The 23,175-nt window shown below is 59.2% G+C and carries 23 protein-coding genes; 10 read left to right on the top strand and 13 right to left on the bottom strand.

Going from position 1 to position 23,175, the window contains the following annotated elements; translation table 11 throughout:
- Positions 1-14: 14 nt before the first annotated feature.
- On the top strand, positions 15-863 hold the full coding sequence (locus D0544_RS11710) for a sulfotransferase family protein (protein ID WP_125016358.1): 849 nt from the start codon (positions 15-17) through the stop codon (positions 861-863).
- Between the two features lie 676 nt (positions 864-1,539).
- Here D0544_RS11710 and D0544_RS17340 read toward each other — a convergent pair.
- From D0544_RS17340 to D0544_RS11720, 3 genes are all read right to left on the bottom strand, one after another.
- Positions 1,540-1,959, bottom strand: coding sequence for a tyrosine-type recombinase/integrase (locus tag D0544_RS17340; protein WP_243647328.1), 420 nt, complete (start codon positions 1,957-1,959; stop codon positions 1,540-1,542).
- Positions 1,960-1,990: 31 nt separating this feature from the next.
- On the bottom strand, positions 1,991-2,488 hold the full coding sequence (locus D0544_RS17345; protein ID WP_164880915.1) for an integrase arm-type DNA-binding domain-containing protein: 498 nt from the start codon (positions 2,486-2,488) through the stop codon (positions 1,991-1,993).
- A gap of 196 nt (positions 2,489-2,684) precedes the next feature.
- Positions 2,685-3,551 carry a YicC/YloC family endoribonuclease gene (locus D0544_RS11720; RefSeq protein ID WP_125016360.1) on the bottom strand — a complete coding sequence of 289 codons (867 nt, stop codon included), beginning with the start codon at positions 3,549-3,551 and terminating at the stop codon, positions 2,685-2,687.
- A 178-nt stretch (positions 3,552-3,729) separates the two neighbouring features.
- Between D0544_RS11720 and rph the strand changes: the two genes are divergently transcribed.
- Positions 3,730-4,446, top strand: coding sequence for a ribonuclease PH (gene rph, locus D0544_RS11725; RefSeq protein WP_125016362.1), 717 nt, complete (start codon positions 3,730-3,732; stop codon positions 4,444-4,446).
- Positions 4,447-4,551: 105 nt separating this feature from the next.
- Here the strand turns inward: rph and D0544_RS11730 are convergent, their stop codons facing one another.
- Entirely contained in the window at positions 4,552-5,328 is a 777-nt protein-coding gene (locus D0544_RS11730) for an exodeoxyribonuclease III (protein ID WP_125016364.1), read from the bottom strand.
- Positions 5,329-5,410: 82 nt separating this feature from the next.
- Here D0544_RS11730 and pyrE point away from each other — a divergent pair, with 82 nt between their 5' ends.
- Positions 5,411-6,055, top strand: a complete 645-nt coding sequence (gene pyrE / locus D0544_RS11735; protein ID WP_125016366.1) for an orotate phosphoribosyltransferase — start codon at positions 5,411-5,413, stop codon at positions 6,053-6,055.
- Positions 6,056-6,068: 13 nt separating this feature from the next.
- Positions 6,069-7,064, top strand: a complete 996-nt coding sequence (locus tag D0544_RS11740; protein ID WP_125016368.1) for a hypothetical protein — start codon at positions 6,069-6,071, stop codon at positions 7,062-7,064.
- Positions 7,065-7,085: 21 nt separating this feature from the next.
- Here the strand turns inward: D0544_RS11740 and slmA are convergent, their stop codons facing one another.
- From slmA to coaBC, 4 genes are all read right to left on the bottom strand, one after another.
- The gene (gene slmA, locus D0544_RS11745; RefSeq protein WP_125018250.1) at positions 7,086-7,685 is read right to left on the bottom strand and encodes a nucleoid occlusion factor SlmA; all 600 of its coding nucleotides are present in this window, start codon (positions 7,683-7,685) and stop codon (positions 7,086-7,088) included.
- 8 nt (positions 7,686-7,693) lie between these two features.
- Positions 7,694-8,605 (bottom strand): acetylglutamate kinase, encoded by a 912-nt coding sequence (gene argB, locus D0544_RS11750; protein ID WP_125016370.1) that lies wholly within the window; start codon positions 8,603-8,605, stop codon positions 7,694-7,696.
- A 34-nt stretch (positions 8,606-8,639) separates the two neighbouring features.
- Positions 8,640-11,294: a phosphomannomutase/phosphoglucomutase gene (locus D0544_RS17415; RefSeq protein WP_125016372.1), complete on the bottom strand. Its 2,655-nt coding sequence runs from the start codon at positions 11,292-11,294 to the stop codon at positions 8,640-8,642.
- Between the two features lie 85 nt (positions 11,295-11,379).
- Complete coding sequence (gene coaBC, locus D0544_RS11760) at positions 11,380-12,597, bottom strand: bifunctional phosphopantothenoylcysteine decarboxylase/phosphopantothenate--cysteine ligase CoaBC (RefSeq protein WP_125016374.1); 1,218 nt, start codon at positions 12,595-12,597, stop codon at positions 11,380-11,382.
- 153 nt (positions 12,598-12,750) lie between these two features.
- Between coaBC and radC the strand changes: the two genes are divergently transcribed.
- The 4 genes from radC (at position 12,751) to trhP (ending at position 15,494) form a co-directional block, all read left to right on the top strand.
- Entirely contained in the window at positions 12,751-13,437 is a 687-nt protein-coding gene (gene radC / locus D0544_RS11765; protein WP_125016376.1) for a RadC family protein, read from the top strand.
- A 195-nt stretch (positions 13,438-13,632) separates the two neighbouring features.
- Positions 13,633-13,869, top strand: coding sequence for a 50S ribosomal protein L28 (gene rpmB, locus D0544_RS11770; protein WP_125016378.1), 237 nt, complete (start codon positions 13,633-13,635; stop codon positions 13,867-13,869).
- Between the two features lie 12 nt (positions 13,870-13,881).
- The gene (gene rpmG, locus D0544_RS11775; protein WP_125016380.1) at positions 13,882-14,037 is read left to right on the top strand and encodes a 50S ribosomal protein L33; all 156 of its coding nucleotides are present in this window, start codon (positions 13,882-13,884) and stop codon (positions 14,035-14,037) included.
- Positions 14,038-14,147: 110 nt separating this feature from the next.
- Positions 14,148-15,494 carry a prephenate-dependent tRNA uridine(34) hydroxylase TrhP gene (trhP, locus tag D0544_RS11780; protein ID WP_125016382.1) on the top strand — a complete coding sequence of 449 codons (1,347 nt, stop codon included), beginning with the start codon at positions 14,148-14,150 and terminating at the stop codon, positions 15,492-15,494.
- On the opposite strand, the gene D0544_RS11785 is transcribed toward trhP, so the two are convergent.
- Positions 15,474-16,715 (bottom strand): sensor domain-containing phosphodiesterase, encoded by a 1,242-nt coding sequence (locus D0544_RS11785; protein WP_125016384.1) that lies wholly within the window; start codon positions 16,713-16,715, stop codon positions 15,474-15,476. The two genes, trhP and D0544_RS11785, sit on opposite strands and share 21 nt — an antisense overlap.
- Before the next feature lie 352 nt (positions 16,716-17,067).
- Here D0544_RS11785 and D0544_RS11790 point away from each other — a divergent pair, with 352 nt between their 5' ends.
- Positions 17,068-18,252 carry an NUDIX domain-containing protein gene (locus D0544_RS11790; protein WP_125016386.1) on the top strand — a complete coding sequence of 395 codons (1,185 nt, stop codon included), beginning with the start codon at positions 17,068-17,070 and terminating at the stop codon, positions 18,250-18,252.
- A complete protein-coding gene (locus tag D0544_RS11795; protein WP_125016389.1) occupies positions 18,249-18,755 on the top strand; it encodes a DUF4136 domain-containing protein in 507 nt (168 codons plus the stop codon). Before D0544_RS11790 ends, D0544_RS11795 begins: the two co-directional genes overlap by 4 nt.
- Here D0544_RS11795 and D0544_RS11800 read toward each other — a convergent pair.
- From D0544_RS11800 to D0544_RS11815, 4 genes are all read right to left on the bottom strand, one after another.
- On the bottom strand, positions 18,745-20,574 hold the full coding sequence (locus D0544_RS11800; protein ID WP_125016391.1) for a GGDEF domain-containing protein: 1,830 nt from the start codon (positions 20,572-20,574) through the stop codon (positions 18,745-18,747). The two genes, D0544_RS11795 and D0544_RS11800, sit on opposite strands and share 11 nt — an antisense overlap.
- A gap of 66 nt (positions 20,575-20,640) precedes the next feature.
- The gene (locus tag D0544_RS11805) at positions 20,641-21,510 is read right to left on the bottom strand and encodes an endonuclease/exonuclease/phosphatase family protein (protein ID WP_243647329.1); all 870 of its coding nucleotides are present in this window, start codon (positions 21,508-21,510) and stop codon (positions 20,641-20,643) included.
- Between the two features lie 54 nt (positions 21,511-21,564).
- Positions 21,565-22,194 carry a thiol:disulfide interchange protein DsbA/DsbL gene (locus tag D0544_RS11810; RefSeq protein ID WP_125016393.1) on the bottom strand — a complete coding sequence of 210 codons (630 nt, stop codon included), beginning with the start codon at positions 22,192-22,194 and terminating at the stop codon, positions 21,565-21,567.
- A 256-nt stretch (positions 22,195-22,450) separates the two neighbouring features.
- Positions 22,451-23,056, bottom strand: coding sequence for a c-type cytochrome (locus D0544_RS11815; protein ID WP_125016395.1), 606 nt, complete (start codon positions 23,054-23,056; stop codon positions 22,451-22,453).
- Between the last annotated feature and the right edge of the window lie 119 nt (positions 23,057-23,175).

A 23,175-nucleotide genomic window follows, 5' to 3' on the forward strand; every position in this document is an offset into this window, starting at 1 on the left:
GGTTGGAAAATAATATGCTACCTGACTTTGTTGTTATTGGCGGGATGAAGTGCGGCTCTACATCGCTACTGAGATATTTAAACTATCATCCAGATATAATACTACCTAGAAACATAAAAAACCTAGAGTTCTTTGATGAGAAAGAAAATTGGAACAAAGGGCTAAATTGGTACGAATCCTTCTTTCCAAAAGAAAAAAACAAAGGCCAAGTTTTCGGAGAAGTTTCTACAGAGTATACAAAGCATCCCGACACCAATAATGTGGCAAAAAACCTAGCCAAAACCATACCAAATGCAAAGCTAATATACGTTATTAGGCATCCGTACAAAAGACTAATATCTCACTATATACATCAAGTTGGTGCAGGTTTAGAGCAAAGAAAAATAAACACCATATTGCGTAATATTGACAATATGTACGTAAGGTATAGCCTATATGGCTATCAACTTGAGCAATATCTTGATTTCTTTTCACCATCCAAAATACTTGTCTTGACGTCAGAAGAATTGAGGCGTGACAAAGATAAAGCACTTTCTAGAATTTTTAGATTTATTGGCGTAGATGAGTCTTTTAAGGTTGGCAATAATGTTTCATTAAACACTAGCGCCGAAAGGAAAAAATGGAACTCTATAGGTAGGCTTATAAGAAGGTCGAGTAGAAATTACAACGCATATTGCTATTACAAAAACAAGTACCCAAGGTCGATGAGGATCGCAGATCTGCTTTTATGCTCCGCTGTAAATGTCGATTCTTTATCAAAAGAAAGCAAAGAAAAAATCAGCCCGCTATTTATTGAAGATATTAAAAAAATTGAAGATACATTTGGCCTTGATCTTTCTGGCTGGTCTTTTGATGAAGTTTGATTTTTGGGGCAATATACGATAGCTAATATCGCATATTTAAAATTATTGCCTTTTTTTGTCCGCATCAACTGAATTCAAAGCTTGTCAGAGGATGTCACATTAATATCATTTTTAAGGCCATCTGAGTCGCTATGAAATTTTCCATTAATAACTCTTCCGGAGACAAAGCAGCGGTTTAAAAATCCCTCCTAGGAGCTCTCTTCGGGGCGATACCAGCCAATAAGTTGCCGCACTCGAAGCTTCCGCTTTGTATATGGACTCCTCCGGCACAGCAATCAGGCGGCGTAATCTATAAAATCTCATCGAGACAGCGGTACTAACTCGGGGGAATGGTCATCAGCCGCTTGCAGGTCAAAAAAGTTTTTTGGGAATATTGATCTGCCTGAGCCAAGCCTTGGCCCAATTTCATCATTGAGCCTACGGTCTGCCTCGAGGTTGTCTTGATATTTAATAATAACTTTGCCACTAAATACCTGTTCAATATCTTCCTCGTTTTTATGATCGCGATATCGTTTTAAAAATGACCTATTTTGTAACTACTCGAGAAGTTCTGGCAGCGTAAGATTTAAGAGAACATCATAATTACTGATGTTGAACAATTTTGGTAATTGTTTGTGGAATTTATTTGCTTCACAGATAGTCCTCTTTTTATATACAAAGAATATTTAGTTTCATATCAGGTATCGATATTTATAAACGGAGAAACTACTTTCGCCACTTCGCTTAAAGCTTTGCGGCGCTCCTGTAAATAGTCATACCGGTCATAAATCCCTTCCACTCCTTTCAATTTGTGATTGAGCCAGCTCTCGGCGATGTGAGGAGGGGTACCGATACGTGCAAGAAGGGAGCGGAAGCTGCACCGAAGGTCGTGTACTGTGAAGTGTTGAATCACGTTGGCCTCTGCAAGTTTGTTTAGCGCCGCATTTAGGGTGTCAGGGCTCATGTGTGGATAACGCTTACTTGTCCTTCGGCGCGGGAAGAAATAGCTGCTACCGCACGCCCTTACCTTTAACTCTTCTAGCAAGAGATGGCTGCGGCAGATAAGGGGATCAATATGGACGTTCCCATCTTTGTGCGGTGTTCCGATAGTGGCCATAGCCCCTTATCGAGATCGAAGTCCTGCCACATCAACGCCAATGCATCGTTGCTAGGGTCGGACGCTTGCTGGCAGTGACCTTTTGAATAACAATGCGAACGTCTCTTGGAGTGACGGCGTCGACTGTGAGCCCCCCGATAACCGGCTGGATGTCGCGTTCGTACTTTCGCCGGGGGATCCTGGGATGTTTAAGCCGCTTAGAGTGCTGGCTGTACCAGTCCTCAAATAGTTCATCAGTGGTACGGATAGCCATCTGCTCTTCGCGATGGCGCTCTGCTACTGGATCAGTACTATCTTTGGCAATTTTGTCTCTTAACCGTCCTGCTTCGGTACGGGCGCTAGACAGAGATAGGCGTTCGTAGTTGCCGATGGTGAAGATCCTGCGTTTTCCGTTGGCTGTGTAGCGGAGCGCCCAGTACGCCTTGCCTGCGGCGCGAAGGCATAGGTAAAGACCATCGCCATCTGCGAAGCGCCCGGCATCCCCGGACTTGATGATCGCTGTGATGGCCTTGTCGGTGAGCTTTCCCATCTACCACCTCCCTGACCACTGGGTAAAAATTTGGTTACCGTGCCTTGGTTACCAGTTTAGTTACCATTCTGTTACCGATTTGGTTACCACCGTTATAAGTACAACAGAGTCAGCTTGAGAACACCATAAAACAAAAAGCCCCTTTTTATAGGGGCTTGTATGGGTGATTCTGGACGAGCGAGTTCAGATCAGGTCGCTATTCAATATTCTGAATCTGCTCGCGCATCTGCTCGATCAGCACCTTGAGGTTAACTGCTATCTGGGTGGTGCCGGCGTTGATCGATTTGGAGCCCAGGGTGTTGGCTTCGCGGTTGAGCTCCTGCATCAGGAAGTCGAGGCGGCGGCCGATGGCGCCGCCGCTTTTCAGCACCCGTGATACCTCGGTGATGTGCACCTGCAGACGGTCGAGCTCCTCCTCCACGTCGGAGCGCTGGGTGATCAGCACCATCTCCTGCTCCAAGCGACCGGGGTCGAGCTCGACACCGGCCTCTTCGATGCGCTGCTGCATGCGCTGGCGCTGGCGCTCGAGGATCTCGGGCATCAGGGTGCGCACCTGCTCGGCCTCATCGGCAACCCCCTTGAGGCGCTGCTCGATAAAGTCGCGCAGCTCGGCGCCCTCGCGCTCGCGCCCCTCTATCAGCTGCGCCAGGGCCTGGTTGAAGACGCCCAGGGCATCGCCGTGCACCTGCTTCATATCAAACTCCTGCTGCTGCAGCACACCTGGCCACTGTAACAGGGCCAGGGGGTCGGGCAGGGCGCAATCGTAGAAACTGGCCTGTACCTGCTTGAGCGCCTTCTGCAGCTGGTCACACATATCGCTGTTGACCACCAGCTCACCGGCCACACCGGCGGCGATCTGGTAGCGCAGGCTGCACTCCACCTTGCCGCGGGTCAGCCGCTTGCGCAGCTGCTCGCGCAGGGGAAACTCCAGCTCCCGCAGCGCCTCCGGCAGGCGAAAGCTGGGCTCCAGGTAACGGTGGTTGACCGAGCGAATCTCCCAGGCCAGCGAGCCCCATTCAAACTGTGCCTCCTGGCGAGCAAATGCCGTCATGCTACTTGTCATTCGAGTTCCCTTTTTCATCGAGTGGGCGTACCCCGAGGGTACGCGGCGTCGGGTAGTGAGCTAAAAACCCATTCTACCCCATGGCCGTTGAGGGGGAAAATGCGCGCGGCCACAGCCAAAGCGCACCGCAGAGGCTATACTAGCCCCCTTTTACCCACCCGTGGAGGAATTCATCGCTATGCGTCCCAGTAATCGTACCCCCGACCAGATGCGCCCGGTTCGTATCACCCGTCATTACACCAAACACGCCGAGGGGTCGGTGCTGATCGAGTTTGGCGATACCAAGGTGATCTGTACCGCATCGGTCGAGAACTCCGTGCCCCGCTTCCTCAAGGGCAAGGGGCAGGGCTGGATCACCGCCGAATACGGCATGCTGCCACGCTCCACCGGCAGCCGCATGGACCGCGAGGCCACCCGTGGCAAGCAGGGAGGACGTACCCTCGAGATCCAGCGCCTGATCGGCCGTTCGCTGCGCGCCGCCATCGACCTGAGGCTGCTGGGCGAATACACCATCACCCTCGACTGCGATGTGATTCAGGCCGACGGCGGTACCCGCACCGCCTCCATCACCGGCGCCTGCGTGGCACTGGTGGATGCCCTGCGCAGCCTGCAGCGCAGCAAGGCGATCAAGACCGACCCCCTCAAGCAGATGGTCGCCGCCGTGTCGGTGGGTATCTATGAGGGGCAGCCGGTGCTGGACCTCGACTACCCGGAGGATTCCCGCGCCGAGACCGATATGAATGTGGTGATGACCGCCACCGGCGGCCTGATCGAGGTGCAGGGCACCGCCGAGGGGGAGGCGTTCAGCCGCGAGCAGATGAACGCCATGCTGGCACTGGCGGAGAAGGGGATTGGTGAGCTGTTCGAGCTGCAGCGCCAGGCACTGGCGGAGTAGGGCTAACCACAGAGCCCGGACCCAGGGTCCGGGCGGGGGCATGCAACACCGAAGATGGCCGTTTCAGGCTATTGCAGAAGCTGCAGAGCCTTGTTCGCAGGCTCCCTAGATCGACAGTTCCCAGTCGTAGTCGACGATGACCGGCGCGTGGCGCCCAAAGGCCTGGCCGGTGTAGATGCCGGCGCTGAGCACCGTGTGCCGCATGCCGGGGGTGACCAGCTGGTAGTCCATGCGCGCACCGGCGCCCGCCTCACGGTCGGCCTCGGTGGCCCACCAGCTGTATTTGTCGCCTTCGCGGTCCACCTCACGGTAAGCGTCTACAAAGCCCATCGGCCCCAGCACCTCGTCGAGCCAGGCGCGCTCGGGTGCGGAAAATCCCGCTTGTTCCGTGGCCTCGCGCCAGTTGTGGATATCCAGCTTGTTGTGGGCCATCTGCCAGCCGCCGCAGATGATGAACTCCCGGCGTTTGCGATTCTGCTTGCCCAGGTAGGTCAGGTATTCGTTGAGGAACTTGTATTTGATGTTCTGGCCATTGCCGGCGTCATCGACCCCGGGCACGAGCAGGCTGGCAATGCTTACCTTGTCGAAGTCCACCTGGATGTAGCAGCCGTTCTGGTCCGCCAGCTCAAACCCCAGCCCGCGAATCACCGCTTTGGGCTGGTGGCGAGAGAAGATAGCAACGCCCCCCACACCGGGTTCCCAGGCTTCGAAAAAGTAGCGCTCATAGCCAGGGGGGCAGTATTCGGCACCATCGAGCTCATACTCGTAGGCCTGTACATTCTGCAGGCAGAGCAGGTCGATATCCTGGCCAGCGACCCAGTCGAAAAAGCCCCGCTCGGCGGCGGTCTTAATACTGTCTAGGTTGGCACTTACAACTCTCATACATAGCCCCTGAAGAACTGAGCGTGTATGATACCTGAGCTATATACTTTTTTGTAACTCATCGTTCCGCTAAAAGGCTTTTATGCAGGATTACCAGCGCGATTTCATTCGCTTCGCGATCGAGCAGCAGGTGCTCCGGTTCGGCGAATTCACCCTTAAGTCCGGTCGTGTCAGCCCCTACTTTTTTAATGCAGGCCTGTTCAACAGCGGCGCCGCACTGGCCCGTCTCGGCCGCTATTACGCCAGCGCACTGGAGCAGTCCGGCGTCGAATACGATGTGATCTTTGGTCCCGCTTACAAGGGCATTCCCCTGGCTGCCGCCACTGCCGTTGCGCTGGCCGACCAGCACGACAAGGACCTGCCCTATAGCTTCAACCGCAAGGAGGCCAAGGACCACGGCGAAGGGGGCACCCTGGTGGGGGCTGAACTCAAGGGTCGTATCCTGATTGTGGACGATGTGATTACCGCCGGTACCGCCGTGCGCGAGGTGATGCAGATCATCGCCGACCACGAGGCGACCCCGGCGGCAGTACTGATTGCTCTCGACCGACAGGAGCGGGGGCAGGGTGAGCTGTCGGCCATTCAGGAGGTGGAGCGCGATTACGGTATCCCCGTGATCAGCATCGTCAACCTGGGCCAGGTGCTCAGTTATATCCAGGACGACCCGGCACTGGCCCAATACGCGGACGCGATCGAGCGCTACCGCGAACGCTACGGTATCGACTGACAGGATCTCATAAATGGCCGCACCGGGATGGAAATCACTGCTGATCACACTTGCCCTGGTCCACACCTCCCAGGCGGTGATGGCGGCTGAGGTTCGCTACTTCCGCTATAAAAACTCGGAAGGCAATACCGTTATCTCCCCAGCCATTCCCGCTGAATACGCCGCCAAGGGCTACTCCATCATCAACAGCAAGGGACGCGTACTGGAGGAGATTCCGCCGGCGCTGACCGAGCAACAGCTATTGGAAAAACGCGAAGAGGAGATTCGCAAGCTCGCCGCCGAGGGACAGGAGGCGCAGAAGCGATCCAGCGACGCCGCCCTGCTCAAGCTCTACAGCTCGGTGGCCGATATCGAGCGCGCCCGCGATCGGGCCCTGGCGGAGATTGAGGATCGCATCAAGATCACCAATGGTAATATCAGCCGCCTGCGCACCCAGCGCGAGGAGAAGGAGCAGTTGGCTGCGGACCGCGAGCGGGCCGGGCAGCCGGTTCCCGAACGGGTTCTGCGGGATATCGCCGGTATTGATGAAGAGATCGAGGCGCAGCTGGTCGAGATCGACCGCCGGCGCCAGAACCAGCTGTTTGTGGCCGAGCGCTTCGACCGCGATACCCAGCGTCTCAAAAGGTTACTGGGCATCATCGATGAGCAAGGCCAGCTGGTGGAGCGCAAAGCGGTGGAGGCCCTGCGTCCCGAGCAGCTGGGAGGCATCTGGGAAAGCCGCGATAAGGTCGGCAACCGTTATGAGTGGATCATCAACCCCAAAGGCAGCTTCAGTTGGGTCAGCAACCAGATCGATCGCAGCAAACAGCTGATCCTGGGGTCCTGGGGGGTTGAGAAGGGGGTGCTGGTGATCACCACCGATATGCGCCAGGTCACTGCCCCGGATGGCACCACCAATACCAGCACCAGCGAAGAGCAGCGCAAGGCCACCGTTATCTCCATCGAGGAGGACCAGTTCTCGGTGTTGATGGAGTCCGGTGAGGAGCTGCGCTTCCGCCGCGGCAACTGAGGTCGCCGCGGAAGCGACCGCCTAGCCCTGCTCGATCACAAACACCGCCTGCGCCAGCTGGCTCCACTGGTCGCTCCAGTTCTCCGTGGGGCGACGCTTGAACTCACTGCGCACAAACTGGCTGATTCGCCCTTCGGCGGCCGCCAGCAACAGGTTGCACGCCATCCCCACCGGCAGGCGAGTACGCAGGCGCTCACTCACCTCCGCTTCACGGATAATCTGCTTGAGCTGGGACTCCAGTCGATCGTAAAACTGCACCACCCGGGCACGCAGGCGGTCGGTCTCCCCGGCCAGGGCATCTCCGGTAAGAATACGGGTGATGCCCGGGTTACGCTCGGTAAACGCCAGCAGCAGGGTCAGCACCTTCTCACAGCGGGCCACCGCTGAACCCTCCTCCGCCACGATCAGGCTGATGCGACTGAAGATGGTCTCCTCGATAAAGGCGATCAGCCCCTCGAACATCTTGGCCTTGCTGGGAAAGTGGCGATAGAGGGCGGCTTCCGACACCCCCACCTCCTTAGCCAGGCCCGAGGTGGTGATGCGCGCCCCCGGACTCGATTCCAGCATAGACGCCAATGCCTGCAGTATCTGCTCTTTACGGGAGCTCTTGCGGTTATCCATGGTGGTTGTCATTCCTCGTCGCTTGTCACATCGGTGATCAGGGTGCCCACGCCCTCGGTGGTGAAGATCTCCAGCAGTACGGCATGGGGTACCCGGCCATCGATAATGTGGGCACTGTTGACGCCGTTTTTAACCGCGCTCAGGGCACAGCGGATCTTGGGCAGCATACCGCCGTAGATGGTGCCGTCGGCGATCAGGCCATCGACATCCTCGGTGGTGAGGCCGGTCAGCAACTGCCCCGACTTATCCTGCAGGCCGGAAATATTGGTCAGTAGTACCAGTTTCTCGGCATTCAGCACCTCGGCGACCTTACCCGCCACCAGGTCGGCGTTGATGTTGTAGGAAGCACCTTCGCTATCGACTCCGATAGGGGCAATGACCGGAATAAACTGGTCCTTCAGCAGCATATCGAGCACACTGGCATCCACCTTATCCACCTCACCCACGTGGCCAATATCGATGATCTCCCGCGCTTTCAGTTCCGGGTCGTCACGGGTCACCTTGAGCTTATTGGCCGTAATGAAGTTACCATCCTTACCGGTCAGGCCGATGGCGCGACCGCCATTGCGGTGGATCAGGCTCACGATATCCTTGTTGACCAGCCCCCCCAAGACCATCTGCACCACATCCATGGTGGCGCTGTCGGTCACCCGCATGCCGTCCACGAAGCGGGATTCGATACCCAGCTTGGCCAGCAGTTCGCCGATCTGGGGACCGCCGCCGTGGACCACCACCGGATTGATCCCTACCGCTTTCATCAACACCACATCCCTCGCGAAGCCGTTTTTCAGCTCCTCGCTCTCCATGGCGTTACCGCCGTACTTGATCACCACAGTCTTGCCGGCGAAGCGTTGCAAATAGGGCAGCGCCTCGGTCAGTACCCGGGCAATGTCCGCCGCTTTATCTACCTGAAAGGTCATTGCGTGTTTCCTGTCACTGGACGGCTAGCGGCCGTCAAAAAGGGATATTCAGCCCGCTGTCCACTGTCAGCAGCTGTTGCTTAAACAGGGCCTGCAGCTTCTGCAGCGCCTCCTGGCTGTCGGCCTCAAAGCGCAGCACCAACACCGGGGTGGTGTTGGAGGCCCGCACCAGGCCCCAGCCCACCGGGTAATCGATCCGCAGGCCGTCGATGTCGGTGACGCTGCCCTTGCCGAATTTACCCTCACGTCCCATCTGGACCAGTTTCTCCACCAGTTCAAACTTGCTCTCTTCGGTCACCTCGATATTGATTTCGGGGGTGCTGATCCCCTCCGGGAAGGCGGCAAACAGCTCATCGGCGCTGCGCGACTCGACCCCCAGGATCTCCAGCAGGCGGGCTGCGCTGTAGAGACCATCATCAAAACCGTACCAGCGCTCCTTAAAGAAGATATGGCCACTCATTTCGCCGGCCAGCAGGGCACCGGTCTCTTTCATCTTGGCCTTGATCAGGGAGTGACCGGTTTTCCACATCACCGGGCGTCCGCCGTAGCCGCTGATCAACGAGCTCAGGCGACGGGTGCACTTCACATCAAAGATGATGTCGGCACCCGGGTTACGGGCCACCACATCCTTGGCAAACATCATCAGCAGGCGATCGGGGTAGATGATCTTGCCCTGGTCGGTCACCACTCCGACGCGGTCGCCGTCGCCGTCGAAGGCGATACCCACATCAGCCCCCTCGGCCTGCACCCGAGCAATCAGGTCCTGCAGGTTGGCGGGCTTACCGGGGTCGGGATGGTGGTTGGGGAAATTGCCGTCCACCTCGCAGAAGAGGGGCACCACATCGCAGCCTAGCTCCTCGAACAGGCGGGGGGCGATATCCCCGGCCACGCCGTTGCCGCAGTCGATTACCACCCTGAGCGGCTTGGCGATGGCGACATCGTCGCGGATCCGCTCGATGTAGTTTTCCCGCAGATCCACCTGGCTAAACTCGCCCTGGCCGTGACTGAAGTCGCCACTGACAATGCGGTGGTAGAGGGCCTGGATCTGCTCGTTCGCCAGGGTGTTGCCGCCGATAACGATCTTGAAGCCATTGTAATCGGGCGGGTTATGGCTGCCGGTGACCATCACCCCGGAGCGGCTATCGAGCTCATGGGTGGCGTAGTAGAGCACAGGCGTGGGAACCATGCCGATATTGATCACGTTACAGCCGGTCTTGAGGATGCCCTGGGCCAGGGTATCGCTGATCTCCGGGCTGGAGAGGCGGCCATCAAAACCCACCACCAGGGTCGACTCGCCCTGGGCCAGGGCTTCGCTGCCCAGCGCCATACCCAGCAGGCGCACGGTATCACTCTGCAGGGTGTCACCCACCACCCCGCGAATATCGTAGGCGCGGAAGATGGACGCGGGTACATCGTTGCCCTCACCGACACCGTAGTCATCTCCCAGCAGCAGATCCTCATCCTGGTCGATATCCTCGATATCCAGGATATCGGTGGACTGGAACAGCGGCGCCATCTCGTCGGAGGTATCGGGGAAATCGTTCTCGGCGGGTGCCTCGTCGTCGTTCACCTCCATCATCGGCGGGCTTGGGGCCTCCTCGGGCGTCTTGCTGGCCGCGGGCTTGGAGACAGGGCGGGGCTGATGGGCACTGCTCTGTTTGAAGAACTCACCGATGGTGAGCGCTATGTTATGGAACATCTCCAGGGTAAAGGCGTTGCTCTGGGCCGGCTTGCGCTCCAGCAGCTGCTGGATGAAGGTGATTAACAAAGCGGTCTCGCGGCGCACCTCGCGATCAAACATTCGGTGGGCGATAAAGCTACTCACCAGAATCAGGGCCAGCGCCACCAGCAGGGCCAGCAGCAGCGGCACCGCCGAGTTGGGGCCACCGGAGACCAGCTCGGCGGAGGGACGATATTCGATCCGCCACCACTCATTACTGGTCACCCGGCTATAGGGGGCGACACTGGCGTCCCCGTTGCCGGTGCGGGCCAGCACTCGGGCGTTGTTGGCGTCAAAGCTCTGTACCAGCGCCACCTCACCAAGGGCACCATCGAAGCCGCTGAGCAGGTCACTGGCAATTCTCGCATCCCAGGACACCAGCACCGCCCCCAACAGGGGACCCTTGCTGCCTTCGCGCACCGGTGCCACCGCCAACAGCAGCTGCTTCTCGCCGACTGTATGCACTTCGGGGTGAATGCCAGGCTGGCCGCGACTCGCCTTACTGACCATATCGCGGGCTGAAAAGTTCATGGGGGCAGGGCCGCTCTCATCGAGGCTGTTATCCCCCTTGAGCAGGACCCGCACCTGCAGCGCCTTGGGCAGGGCACTGGCAAAGCGTTGCTCCAGCCGATCGAGGGCGGCGTTATCCTGCGCCTTGGCGGCCGCCACCAGCTCGGCATCGGCGGCGATACCGGCCAGCTGCGCCTCCAGTCGGCGGAGCTGCTGGTTAACCAGCGAGGCGGCCTGGTTGAGCTGGGTCTGGGCGATCTCCTCACGGTGCTGGGCGTTCCCCGCGGCTACCAGCAGAAGGTAGATCAGCGCCAACGCCAACAGCAGCCCCAACAGAGCTCCTCCGGCGGCCACCACGCTGTACTTGAGGTTACTGCTCTTTTTATCGTGGCTTGCGCCACCCGCTGCCTGCGGTGGCGCCGCTTCAGACTCTTTCGACTTTTTGGAAAACCCTTTCACAGTCCTGTCCCCAAGATCCAATGATTCTTTGTTATCTGTCGCAGCCCCTTCTGGCCGGCCGCGTCCCAAGTTAACGCTGCTCCGATTAACGCTCGCCAGCTCCCATCTGCTGTGCAAACAGCTCGATCAGGCTACCAGCCACGATCGATTTTGAGGCCTGCGTAAAGGCCTGTTCAAGATTCTCGCCCAGTACCGTGACCGCATTCTCATCGCTGTTGAAGCCGATCCCCGTCGCAGCCACGTCATTGGCCACAACCAGGTCCAGCCCCTTGCGGCGGCGCTTGTCGTCCGCATAACTGAGCAGGTCACGGGTTTCCGCCGCGAAGCCGACCACAAAGGGCTTATCAGCCAGTGCAGCCACCGAAGCGACGATATCGGGGTTACGCACCAGGGTAATCTGCATCGAGTCCTGCTCGAGGCTGGCATCCTTTTTGATCTTATGCGGCTGTACTTCGGCAGGGCGGTAATCCGCTACCGCCGCGCAAGCGATAAAGAGGTCGCTCCCCGCCACCTCGCGGTGCACCGCCTCATACATCGACTGCGCACTGGTGACATCAACGCGGCGAACCCCCTTCGGCGACTCCAGCGCAACGGGGCCGGTGATCAACACCACCTCAGCGCCGGCGAGCCGGGCCGCCTCTGCCAGCGCGAAACCCATCTTGCCGGAACTGTGGTTGGAGAGGTAGCGCACCGGGTCCAGCGCTTCCCGCGTTGGACCGGCAGTAATCACCACCCGTTTGCCCGCCAGCAGGGGGGGGGCAAATGCGGTGCACACCCCCGCCACCAGATCCGCCACCTCCAGCATACGGCCCGGCCCCACATCGCCGCAGGCCTGTGACCCCTCCCCCGGGCCCAACAAACGGATCCCCCGCTCGCTGAGCAGGTCGCAGTTTCTCCGGGTTGCCGGGTTCCGCCACATCGCCTGGTTCATGGCCGGGGCCAGCACGATGGGGGCATCGGTCGCCAGGCAGAGGGTGGAGAGCAGGTCGCCGGCGTGGCCATGGGCCAGACGGGCAATGAAATCGGCAGTGGCCGGTGCCACCACGACCAGATCGGCCCAGCGAGCCAGCTCAATGTGCCCCATGGCCGCTTCCGCCGCCGGATCCAGCAGATCGGAGGAAACCGGGTTGCCCGACAGCGCCTGCATCGTCAGGGGGGTAATAAACTGCTGGCTACCGCGGGTCATCACCACCCGCACCTCGGCCCCTTGATCCTGGAGCCTGCGCACGAGATCGGCGCTCTTGTAAGCCGCCACCCCGCCGGTGATACCGAGAACAATCTGTTTATTCGCTAAGCACTGCATCAACAGCCCATCTAGGTAAGTAGGTGATTACAAACCAGTAAAGATACCACTCTCTGTTGGCGTTGCGTAGTCCGTCGCGGAGCCGCGACATCATTTTCAAAACTGCTATGGTGTTAGTGGTTATGTCATATAGATAAGCAACAGGGAGGTTGCATGGCAATTACCGACTGGCCCGCCACGGAGCGGCCGCGAGAGAAACTGCTCGCGCGGGGGCCCGCCAGCCTCAGCGATGCCGAGCTCCTCGCCATCTTTCTCAGAACCGGTCTCCCCGGCCGGAGCGCTGTCGACCTGGCCCGGGGGCTGTTACTCCGCTTTGGCAGCCTGCGGGCGCTACTGGAGGCCGACCGCCAGGGCTTCTGTGCAGAGGCCGGGCTGGGTCCGGCCAAGTTCTGCCAGCTGCAGGCGGTTCTGGAGATGGCCAAACGGCACCTCGACAGCGAGCTTAAGCGGGGGGACGCCCTTACCAGTAGCCAGGCCACCCGTCACTTCCTCAGTACCTGCTTGCGCCACCATCAGCGGGAGGTGTTCGCCTGTCTGTTTCTCGACAGCCAGCACCGGGTACTGGGGTTTGAGGAGCTGTTTATGGGCACCATCGACTGCGCCTCCATCCACCCCCGGGAGATTGTTAAACGCAGCCTAGCCTACAACGCTGCGGCGGTTATCCTTGCCCACAACCACCCCAGCGGTGTCGCCGAGCCCAGTGGCGCCGACCGGCAGATCACTGAGCGCCTGATAGCGGCCCTTGCGCTGGTGGATGTGCGGGTGCTTGACCACATGGTGGTGGGGGAGCGCTGCGTTACCTCCTTTGCCGAGCGGGGGCTGATGCCGGCGCCGGGCTGAGGCCGCTGCCAGGGGCCGACGGGGTTAAAATATCGCCAATTTTGTTGCACCACCCAGACCCTTCTGGTATAAAGCACTGCTCTTTAGGGGGGCCCGCGCGAAATAGCCCCCTTCGGCGATCTACTCGCTTCCCGCATTCAGATTTCATTGGTCTTGGCGGCCCCGTGCCGGCAAGTGGTTGAGAGGCTTTTTAACATGTCTAAGGTTTGTCAGGTAACTGGAAAGCGTCCAGTAACCGGAAATAACGTATCACACGCTCAAAACAAAACGCGCCGTCGTTTTTCACCCAACCTGCACTATCATCGTTTCTGGGTTGAGTCCGAGAAGCGCTTTGTGCGTCTGCGCGTTTCTGCCAAGGGCATGCGCGTAATTGATAAGCGCGGCATCGACAGCGTACTGGTCGATCTTCGCAGCCGTGGCGAGAAGGTATAAGGAGAAAATCCCATGCGTGATAAAATCAAAATGGTATCTTCCGCTGGTACCGGTCATTTTTACACCACCGACAAGAACAAGCGCACCACCCCCGATAAGCTGGTGATGAAGAAGTTCGACCCGGTTGTGCGTAAGCATGTTGAGTACAAGGAGAGCAAGATCAAGTAACTTTGATTCTGCCTCCCGGTACGAAAAGGCCCGCCTACGCGGGTTTTTTTATGACAGCAGAAAACTTTTGTCTGTTTTTTGTGCAGCACACCCCAACCTGAGACTGAACCATGAAACCTGAACTGCTCTCCCCGGCGGGAACCCTGAAAAACATGCACTATGCCTTTGCCTACGGCGCCGACGCCGTCTATGCAGGGCAGCCCCGCTACAGCCTGCGGGTCCGCAACAACGACTTCAAGCTCGACAACCTCGAGCAGGGAATCCAGATCGCCCACCAGCTCGGCAAGCAGTTTTACCTCGCCAGCAACATCGCGCCGCACAACAGCAAGGTTAAAACCTACATGGAGGATATCGCGCCCGTCATCGCCATGGGCCCGGATGCTCTGATCATGTCGGATCCCGGCCTGATCATGCTGGTCCGCGAGCGCTGGCCCGAGATGCCGATCCACCTGTCGGTACAGGCTAACGTGGTCAACTATGCCGCCGTCAAGTTCTGGTACAAGATGGGTGTCAGCCGCATTATTCTCTCCCGCGAACTCTCCCTCGACGAGATCGAGGAGATCCGCATGCAGTGCCCGGAGATGGAGCTGGAGGTCTTTGTTCACGGCTCACTCTGTATCGCCTACTCGGGCCGCTGCCTGCTGTCGGGTTACATCAACCACCGCGATCCCAATCAGGGCACCTGCACCAACGCCTGCCGCTGGAAATACGATGCCCACGAGGCCACCGAGACCGCATCCGGAGATGTAGTGCCGGTGCAAGTGATGGACCCGGCCAGGGATGCGGTTCAGCCGCAGTTAGGGGAGGGCGCTCCCACTGACCAGATCGTCCTGTTACAGGAGCAGGGCCGCCCCGATGACTATATGCCGGCGTTCGAGGATGAGCACGGCACCTATATCATGAACTCCAAAGACCTGCGCGCCATCCAGCACGTCGAGCGGCTGACCCGGATGGGGATCCACTCCCTCAAGATCGAAGGGCGCACCAAGTCTCACTACTACGTGGCCCGCACCGCGCAGGTCTACCGCCAGGCGATCGATGATGCGGCCGCCGGCAAGCGTTTTGACCGGGGCTTGATGGACACTCTGGAAAACCTGGCCAGCCGCGGTTACACCGAGGGTTTCTACCGGCGCCATGTTCACGACGAATACCAGAACTACGAGCGCGGAAACTCCGTCAGCACCACCCAGCAGTTTGTTGGTGAAGTGGTTGAGTGCGATCAGGGAATGGTGACCATTGATGTTAAAAACCGTTTCCAGCTGGGGGACCAGCTGGAGCTTATGACCCCCCAGGGCAATCACCGCTTTACCCTGACCTCACTGCTCAACCGCAAGGGGTCCGCCATCGAGGTGGCACCGGGTAACGGTCACCGTGTCCGCTTCCCGGTGGGCGACCTCGAGGTGGACCCTTACGCACTATTGGTGCGTGACCTGCCCTCAGGCGCTGGCGGCCAGTAGTTGATCTGCGCGTACGTCGAGGCACAGCACGGCCTGCTGGCCCAGGCTGCTGAAGAACCCCAGCGACAGCGTCATGCACAGGTCTCCGTCGGTGGCGCTCATGTAGGGACGCGAGAAGTGCACGCGGCCCGGTGCCGCCATTGCGCGACGAAAGTAGCTGCGCCTTGACCAGCAGGCGCCGCTGCTGTCGAGCAGGGGTGTAAACCGCTGCTCACTGCCCGCCTTAACTGCGGGTTGCAGCAGCGCCTCTCCCTGTTGCACCCCGCGCCGGTCGAGCAGATAGCAACGCAGAGCCCGATCCTCTTTCATCAGGCAATCACAGGCGCTGTGCAGGTTGTCGCTATGGCTCACATGCTGCGCTGCGCGCTGCATGCGCTCACTGAAGCGGTTTCGCCACTGAACGTAGCTGTTATCCAGCTGCTGGCTCGACCTGAGGCTGGTTTCGTGTAACCGGTGAATGGTGTTGATCACCGATTCATTGTGGGCCAGAAAGCCCGCCTCGGGGTGCGCGAGGTAGTAGCCTTGCAGCAGATCCACCTCGGTTTCCATCGCGATCATCGCCTGTTCGCGGGTTTCAACGCCTTCGATCAGGGTCAGTGCACCTGTTTCGCGGATCAGGGCGATCAGGCGCGGCAGGATGCGCCGCACCTGCGGCTTGCTCTCCGCCTGCACAATATTACTGCGATCCAGTTTGACGATGTCCGGCTCGATACGCCAGATGCGGTTGAAGTTGGACTCTCCGGCGCCGAAGTCGTCGATCGCCACCAGAAACCCGAGCTCCTTGTAGAAGGCAACAATGTCGTGCAGCAGGCTTTCATCGCGAAAGCGCTTCTCGAGAATTTCGATTACCACCTGCTGCGGTCGCAGCCCATACTCCGCCAGCAGCGACCAGAGGCGCTGGGGGGCCGCCAGGTCCCGGGTTGCGGTTTCCGGGTTGACGTTGATGAACAGCCACTGCCCCCGGGCTCGCTGAGCCGCGTAGTTTTGCAGATGGAGTGCGCGTATCCGGCTATCCAGCAGATACTCTTCATCCAGCCGGCTGGCCAGCTGAAACAGCTGTAGGGGTGGTACCGTTCGCTCGTCGGAGCTGGAGCGCACCAGGGCTTCATAGCCAACCACCCGCTGATGCGAAAGGCTCACGATCGGCTGGAAGTGACTGTACAGGCTGAGCCCACGATACTGGTCGTGAAATCCCTGGCGATTGATGGACGACAAATGCATGGATATTGTTACAACTAACCATTGTCAGTCTGCAAGTAAACCCGAAGCCCGGGTTTTGCTCAATCCCATCCGCACCCTCACGTCCTGAAAACGCATCAACCTTGATTTTGGGCAAAAAAAACCCTGGCGATCGGGGGAGAGGCCAGGGCAATGCATAATCCATAGAATGAGGAATGTCTCATCGGGGTTCATAGTAGCCGACCGGCACCCGGGCCTCTATGCGTAGATATGGCTATCCCGTTTCGGTTTATACCTATACGGGCTCCTATCTTCAGTGCGCTCCCCTCGCGGATCCACGCGCCAACCCGTGGCCAGAACGATATACTGGGCGAAACCACTACCGGAGTACCCCATGTTTCGTGTCGGCATACTGGGCTCAGCTTTCGACCCTCCCACGCGCGGCCATATCGACCTACTGCAGCAGGCCGCGCCCGAGTTTGATCGCATTCTGCTGGTTCCCAGCGCCCGCCACGCCTTCGGCAAGCGCTGCCAGCCCATGTCGCACCGGATCGCCATGCTGGAGGCGCTACTGGACCCCCTCTCCCTGGACTGCGAACTGGAGATCTGTACCCTAGAGCAACACATGGCCGAGCGCAGTGAGCAGCCGGTCTATACCTACGACCTGATGGAGGCGCTGGAGCAGCAGCTGATCCCGAGCCACCCCGACCTCCGACTTTGCTTTATTCGCGGCCCTGACAATGCCCACCCCAAGGTCTGGAGCAAGTTTCACCGGGCGCAGGAGATCGAGCAGCGCTGGCAACTCTTCACCGCCGAGGAGCGCACTCCGGTCCGCAGCACCTCGGTCCGCGAGCTGCTGGGTCAGGCGGGAGACCCGGACCCCCAGGCCCTGCGCGCACTGGTCCCCGATGCCATCGCTGACTATCTGCTGGCCCACCACCTCTATCGCCCCTCACTGCTGGCCCGCGAACCCGCCTATGGCGATGGGGATGTGCGCCTGATCAGGCGCGAGCGCTGCTACGACGGCTTTTTCAAGATGGACCGTTACCACCTTCAGCACCGGCGTTTCGAGGGCGGATGGACGCCCCCCCTCAGCCGCGAACTGTTCCACCGCACCAAAGCGGTTGCGATGTTACCGGTTGATCTTCATCGGCGCAGGGTGGTGCTGGTCGAGCAGTTCCGTATCGGGGCCTACGCCGCCGGTTTATCCCCCTGGATGCTGGAGATCGTGGCCGGCATTCTGGAGGAGGGGGAGAGTCCCGCGCAACTGGTCAAGCGTGAAGCCCTTGAAGAGGCTGGCCTGGAGGTAAAGACCCTCATCCCCATCTGTGAATACCTCCCCAGTCCGGGCGGCAGCTCCGAGGAGCTCGAGGTGTTCTGTGGCCTGGTGGACGCCAGTGCCGCCGGCGGCCTGCACGGACTGGAGGAGGAGGGCGAGGATATCCGGGTACACTCGATCAGCATTGACCAGGCCCTGGCACTGCTGCAGGCGGGGGAGCTCAACAACGCCGCCACCATCATTGCCCTGCAGTGGCTACAACTGAACCTCGACCGCCTGCTCAAGGAGTACCGCCCGTGAACCCTTTGCGCCTCCTGTTGCTGCTGCTGGGAGTGACCCTGCTCGGTTGCAGCCAACAGCCCAGCCCGCCGTCAACAAACGCCCGCTGGGCGCTGATGCCGCTCACCAACCATAGCCAGGATGAGGAGGCCGCGGCGCGCGCCGAGCCGCTCGTCGCCGCTCAGCTGCACGCATTGGGGATAACCCATCTGCAACAGATGCCCGCCACCGAGACCGAGGGGTCAACGCCACAACTGCACCAGGCCCACCGCCAGCAGCAAGCTCGCCAGTGGCAGGCGCAGCATCCGGTCGACCTGCTTGTAACGGGTGAGATAAACCAGTGGACCATCGACAGTCAGGGGGTTCCCCGGGTCGAGCTCGGTCTCGAGCTGATCCGCCAGACTGACCAGGCCCCGCTCTGGCAGACCGCCATTGCCGCCGCTGGCCGCCAAGGGGAGTCCCTGGAGCAGCTTGCCCAGCGTTTGATCACCCAGGCGATGGCCTCCCTGCCCCTTAGCCAGTAGCCACACACACCTGGTTGCGTCCGGCCTCCTTAGCCTGATACAGCGCCTTGTCTGCCCGTTCGAACACGCTGGCCACGCTATCGTTTTCACAGAGTTCAGTAACCCCAAACGAGGCGGTGATGGTCAGGGCGGATGATTTATAGTGCAGCGGTGTGGTTTCGATGGCGACTCGCACCTTTTCCACGACCTTGCGCCCCTCCTCCAGCGTTGTGTTGGGCATCAGGATCACAAACTCCTCGCCACCATAGCGGGCAATAAAATCCACCTCGCGCAGGTTTTTCTGCAGTTGGCGGGCAAAGATACGCAGTAACTTGTCCCCGGCCAGATGCCCAAAACGGTCGTTAACGCTCTTGAACAGATCGATATCCGCCACCGCAAACACCAGCGGCTCCCGGTAGCGCTTCCAGCGGGCATACTCGTTGTTGAACCGCGACTCATAGGCCAGCCGGTTGGGCAGGCCGGTAAGACGGTCCTGGGTCGCCCGCGCACGCTCACGGGAAAGGCTGGCTTTCAGCTGTTTGGTCTCCTGCTCCATCGATGCCATGCGACTGGTCAGCTGCTCCAGCTTACTGGAAAGATCCGCTTCGGCTACCTCCTCGCGGTGGGTCTCCACCGCCTGCAGGATGGTGTCCAGGCGCTCCCCCACATCCAGCTTCAGGAGCTCCAGGTCAGTGGCTTCACTGACCGATCGTTGCAGGCGGTCGATGTCTTCCCGCAGGCTGGCGTCGAGGCGCTCATTACTGCCCCGGGCTCGCGCCATACCATCGCGCACCAGGCCAGCCCGGGACTGGAAGTCGGCCAGGCGGTCATGCATCAGCTTGAGGTAGTTTTCAAACTCGTCCCGGCTCTGGCCCACCGTAGCCAGCACAATGCGGTTGAGGGTTTCCAGGTTCGGTACCAGCTCATACCAGGTGATACCGCTGACAATATTGCCCTTGAGCCGGTCGCTCTCCGGCACCACCCGCTCCGGCACCGGCAACTGCCCCAGCAGCTCCATCAGGGTCGATCCTACATGGTGGGAGAGCAGGGAAAAGTCCATCATTGGCGTTGGCGTCTCTTCTGCCGCCGCTGGTGGTTCTTCAGCCGTCTCCGCCTCCGCCTCAATAGGCGCCTCGCCATCGGCCAGGGCAGGTTGCTCTTTATCGGCGTCGTTATCCTGCGGCTCGCTGTCCCTGATCGCCTCCTGCGCGATTTCGGTAACGTTGCTTTCAGCCTCAGGATCCAGATCCAGATCCATCTCAGTAACAGGAGTCTCCCCCGGCTCGCTCACCTCCCTGGGCTCGTCCCGTGCGCCGCCCAGCAGTCGCCGCCAGAACGGGGTATCCTCCGATCCCTCTTCCAACTTCGCCACCTGGCTAAGAACGTCCCGCTGGTGGTCCGCCAGCTTATTCAATAGGGGAGGAAGGTCGACATAGCCCTGCAGGGTTTTACGCAGCTCCTTCTCCTCTTTTGAGAGCCGCTTCTGCAGCGCGCGGTCGATATCACAGCTTTTCAGTTGCTCCAACAACAGTGCCAGACAGCCACGCAACTGCTCCAGGTCCTTGCGGTTAAGCACAACATTGGCACGCTGTTGCACCTGATCGACCAGCTGGCCCAAGTTCAGGTTATGACTCTCTCCCCGCATCTGGTCGGCCAACTCCTTGATGCGGCTATCCAGCTCAACATCGATGCCCTGACACACCAGCATCACCACCAGCAGCGTTTTACGCAGTTGGTCGATCCGCTCCTGCATCTCCGCCTCGAGACGGTCACGCTCATCCAGACTTTTCAGATATTTACTGCGCCAACGATCAGCGCTGCCATTACTCTCATCGATCACCTGGCTTTTTCTCCCTGCTAAGTGGTATCGCCGCGCCTTAGTATGGCACTTTCAGTGGGTACTGGCCTATCCTGTTGCCCAGCCCTCTTCTGCAGCGGGCGTTGCCAGCCGCAGCTCCAGCGCAACCGGCAGATGATCCGACAGGGGAAAATCGAGGACATCCACCTTATCCACGCAGATGCCAGGGCTTACCAGAATATGATCGAGGTCCCGGGTAGGACGCCAGCTGGGAAAGGTGGGCATGCCGTTGTGGGCAGCCAGCAGACCGCACCCCTCCAGCGGGGAGCGCTCCAGCAGTCTCACCGCCGGCGCATTCATATCCCCCATCAGGACCGTGTGGGAAGCATCGCTCATCAACTCCCGAACATAGCCCAACTGCCGGTTGCGACTGCGGCGGCTGAGTGAAAGGTGCATCATCACCACCAGCAGCTGGTTGTCCCCGATACGATAGCGACTGACGATGGCTCCACGCCCTGGAATCAGGCCTGGCAGCTTATGATCCTCCAGGCTTTCAGGCTCGAGGCGGCTAAGCAGACCGTTACTGTGCTGGGCCAGGCGGCCCATATTCCGGTTCAACTGCTGGTACCAGTAGGGGAAGCCCCCCTGCTGGGCCAGGTACTCAATCTGGTTCAGGTAACCACTGCGCAAGCTCCCCCCATCCACCTCCTGCAGGGCCACCAGATCGTAGTGGCGCAGGAGACCGGCAATCTGCTGCAGTGCACCGAGTCGTTGGCTGTGGGGCAGCAAGTGCTGCCAGCAGCGGGTCAGGTAGTGCCGGTAGTGACGGGTACTGTTTCCTACCTGCACATTGAAACTCAGCAGGCGAAGGGGTTTACCCTCTCCGTAACGCTGGTGGGGCAGGGGCGGAGGCAACCGTTCGCAGTGGGCACGGCGCACACCTCCATGATATTGGACAAAGGGGTTAGCGGGCTCCACCTGATCGATCCTCCCCTCATAAAAAAGGGAGCCGCAGCTCCCTTATCCGATCGACTACTGGCGAGCTTTGAGTTCCCGCTCAACCAGGTAGGAGGTGACCTCCAGCATTTTGGCATTACTGCCAGCGGTTTGTCCGGTCACCCGGTACTTGCCGTTAACAATAATAGCGGGGACACCACGGATCTGGTATCCACGCGCCTTGGCAAAGGCCTGCTGCATCTGGTTTTTAACACCAAAGGAGTTGAACGCACTGTTGAACTGCTCGGCACTGATACCGTAAGGCTTTAGGAAAGCCGCCATCTTCTCGGGCGTGTCCAGCTGATTCCCCATCTGGTGGTAGGCATCAAAGATCGCCGCATGCACCTCCTCACCCAGTTTCAACGCATTGACCGCGTAATAGAGCTGGGCATGGGTTTTCCAGATGGCGGAAAACATGGCCGGGGTTTTTACAAAATAGGCGCCCTCGGGCAACGCTTTACTCCAGGGCACGATGGAGGGCTCCAGATTGTAGCAGTGGGGGCAACCGTACCAAAACATCTCTGTTACCTCGACCTGTGCAGGGTTCGAGGTGGGTACGGCCTGCGGCAAGCGTTCATAGTGAACCCCCTCCTGGAAGCTCTCGGCATTCGCCATCAGCGGTAAAAAGCAGAGCATCATCAGTACTCGGCGCAGCAGCTTGGTCATCAACTATCTCCTTAAGTCACAGCGAATCCACAATGGGCGACAGTGTCGCAAAAAAAAGGGCTCCAGTGAACCCGCGCCCGTTACTGGCGAGCCACAGATACCGGCATGGACACAACACTGCCAGGGTCGAGCCCCGGTGTTAAGTCAGACCCTGGCCTGGCAGTAAAGTGCCCCAGGCAACCGCCCAGTGCAGTTAAGGCTATATGTGGGGCACAAAAAAGGCGGCCTACGCCGCCTTTTTCAAACCCGTCGGGGTTTAACGCAAGCCTTCAATAAAGCTGGCGAGGGCGTCGACCTCTTTGTTGCTCAGCTTCTCGGCAATATCACGCATGATGCGAGTGTCACCGTCGTTGGTGCGCTCACCCTCACGGAAGGCGCGCAACTGCTTGGCAGTGTAGGCAGACTTCTGGCCGCTCAGAGCCGGGAAGCCGGCCTGGGCGTTACCCTTACCGGTGGGGGAGTGGCAAGCGTTGCAGGCCGGAATCCCCTTTTCAGAGTTACCACCACGGTAAATGGACTCGCCCAGCTGAACCAGCTTGGGATCGGCGGCACCGGTGGCGGCCGGCTTGCTGGCATAGTAGGCGGCGATATCTTCGAAATCCTGCTCGGAGAGGGCATTCAGCATGCCGGTCATCTCAACCACAGTGCGCTCACCGGATTTGATGTCGTTCATCTGTTTTACCAGGTAGCGCTCACCCTGAGCAGCCAGATTCGGGAAGTTGGGAGCCGCGCTCACACCGTTTGCCCCGTGGCAGGCGCCGCAAAGCGCCGCTTTTGCCTGACCAGCGGTGGCATCACCCGCGGCCTGTGCACCAGTAGAGACCCCCAAGGTCAACATCAGACTTACAATCACTTTTTTCATCGGCTTACCCAGTTATGCATTTGTAGGATTGGAAAATGTCAGCTGTCTGCAGCGGCAGCGGTCGGCTGCTTTACCGCAGATACGCGCCCCCTCGCGCCCGGCACCGCGACCAAGTTGCT

Origin of the sequence: Aestuariirhabdus litorea, assembly GCF_003864255.1 — a bacterium.
GTDB lineage: Bacteria > Pseudomonadota > Gammaproteobacteria > Pseudomonadales > Aestuariirhabdaceae > Aestuariirhabdus > Aestuariirhabdus litorea.